We start from the raw sequence: 1,723 nt of genomic DNA, 5'->3' as shown, positions 1-1,723 counted from the left end.
AAAGTGGCTATCACAGTAGACAAGTCATCTCACTTTTCGAAATGAAGAAGGCTTAGACAGCGCACTTATCACTGGACTAATCCTCGTTATTCTAGCGTCTATTATTAGCTTATTTTCGTTAAACCGTTTATATCGCCCTATCCTCACGCTAAAAGAAACAATTGTAGATCTAGCACAAGGCAATGCTGATTTAACCCGTCGTATCGATGTTCACAGCAATGATGATTTAGGTCAAATCGCAGCAGCAGTGAACAAATTCACACTTAATTTACAAGAGATGATGTTAGACATATCTCGATCGACCGAGCATATTTCAGCGGGCATTGAACAATTAAGAACGCAAACTGAGCACAATAATACGGTATTAATCGACCATGCAAGCGAAACAGACCAAGTCGTTGTCGCGGTAACTGAAATGAGTTCAACCGCCGATAGTGTAGCCCAAAGTGCCGCACAATCAGCCACATTCACACAACGAAGTGCCGATGAAGCACATAAATCAAAAACGGTGGTTGAAGGTGCCGTACACGGTGTGGCTGACTTAGTAAATGAAGTAGAAGCAATGGCATTAAACATTCAAACAATGAATGAAGACACCAACAAGATCAGTTCAGTATTAAGTGTCATTGGTGAGATTGCCGATCAAACAAACTTACTGGCGTTGAACGCTGCGATTGAAGCCGCTCGTGCTGGAGAACAAGGACGTGGATTCGCGGTGGTTGCCGATGAAGTACGTACATTAGCAGCAAGAACGCAACAAAGCACCTCTGAAATTAATGAAATGTTAACCCGTTTACGCTCCGGTGCTGATACTGTCGTTAAAGCAATGGACGCAACCAAGTTGAGTTGTCAACAAACTGCAGATACGACTGCCAGTGTCAATGATAGCCTTGATTCTATGACCAATTCAGTCATGCAAATTAATGATCTCGGTATCCAGATCGCGACAGCCGCAGAAGAACAAAGCTCAGTTACCGAAGAAATAAACCGTAACATGACCGCAATTCAAAGTATGGTTAATAAACTTACCGAGAATGGCGATAAAACTATGGATAGCACACGTGATTTAGCCCGCAGTAATGAACAATTAATGTCCATTGTTAGCCAGTTCAAACTAAGATAAATAATGAGATAACTTCAAATATGCGTTGTTCCTCATTCAACTTTTGAGCAACGTATTAATTCAATCCCCCCGCTAAAACCGCATAAGTATATCCACTCTAAATCGAACAAGACTACACCTATCCAGCCCAATAACAGTAATACTTAATGAATATATTCATTGTATTTACGTGACGCAGATCACTCATCAATCATTAATAATGCGATATCAACATTCCCTGCCGATAAGCTAATAACAATGTAATTGCGATAGTTTTATCGCTGTGTAATGCGAGTATTTTCGCGATTCTAATTATAATAAGGATGTACCCACGTGAATTTCTTATCAAGTTTTAAAGGCCGGATAATTACAGTAATTATGTTACTGCTTATCACGACGCTTGCAATATCAAACTTTCTTTCTTTTCGCCAAATGTCCGCGTTAATGAAAGATGATATAGATAAGTACTCAACCCTGAAAGTCAGTAGTACATCCGAATCTGTTAACGCTTGGTTTCAAACTATCAAGGACGGTTTGATCGGGACGGCTCCCGATTTTTCTGTACCACGTGACGATGACCAGGTTATTTTAATGGTGCAGCAAATCAATGCATCAACAAAA

The 1,723-nt window shown here is 40.3% G+C and carries 2 pseudogenes; both read left to right on the top strand.

Annotation, left to right across the window (positions count from 1 at the left end):
• Window positions 1-1,123: pseudogene (locus tag PE36_RS23500) on the top strand (methyl-accepting chemotaxis protein); the annotation flags it as partial.
• 312 nt (window positions 1,124-1,435) lie between these two features.
• Window positions 1,436-1,723 (top strand): annotated as a pseudogene (locus tag PE36_RS23495) (methyl-accepting chemotaxis protein); the annotation flags it as partial.

Source organism: Moritella sp. PE36 (genome assembly GCF_000170855.1).
Classification (GTDB): Bacteria; Pseudomonadota; Gammaproteobacteria; order Enterobacterales; family Moritellaceae; genus Moritella.
This window is presented reverse-complemented; position numbering and strand designations above follow the sequence as displayed.